Annotated in this window: 1 protein-coding gene; it reads left to right on the plus strand. The window is 69.3% G+C overall.

The window, feature by feature from the left end; all coding sequences use genetic code 11:
• The coding region (locus U9980_RS22635) for a lantibiotic dehydratase (RefSeq protein ID WP_322769781.1) at positions 1 to 601 on the plus strand (601 nt) is incomplete at its 5' end.
• Positions 602 to 648 lie beyond the last annotated feature (47 nt).

The following is a 648-nucleotide window of genomic DNA, read 5'->3' on the forward strand; positions in this document are numbered from 1 at the left end:
AACGGTGGTCAGCGTCGGCGAGTTCCGCGACCGCGCCGAGAATGTGCTGTTTCCCGGTGACCTCGCCATCGGCATCAGGGACGGCCGTCTATACCTCGTCGTCTGTGCCACCGGGGAGCACCTGGAACTGCTTACGCCTACCGCAATCAACTTTGTGTGGAACCACTACACGCCGCCGCTCGCGCGGTTCCTGGCCGAGATCTCGCGGGCGGCCTGCCCGCAGGTGACCGGTTTCGACTGGGGCGTCGCGCTGGCGCTGCCGTTCACCCCGGCGCTGTGCCACCGGCGGACGATCATGATCCCTGCCCGATGGCGGCTACGGGCCCGGCAGCTGCCCGGACGCCTCGTGACGTTGTATGAGTGGACGGAGGCACTGCACTCCTGGCGAGAGCGGTTGGGCGTGCCGTCGCGTGTCCTGCTGGCCGAGGCCGACCAGCACCTCCAGCTGGACCTGAGCCAGAAGCTTCCCCTCGACCTGCTACGAACCCACCTGGCCAGCGCCGGTCACGCGGTGCTGGCCGAAGCACCGCCGGCTGATGGCTATGGCTGGATCGACGGGCGGGCGCACAGCGTCGTCGTCCCGATGGGTTCATCGCGGTGAACCCTTGGCCGGGCCAGGCACTCGCGGAGGGGGAGTTCGGGGCGGCC

It is taken from the genome of Protofrankia sp. Cr1 (assembly GCF_963555865.1).
GTDB lineage: Bacteria > Actinomycetota > Actinomycetes > Frankiales > Frankiaceae > Protofrankia.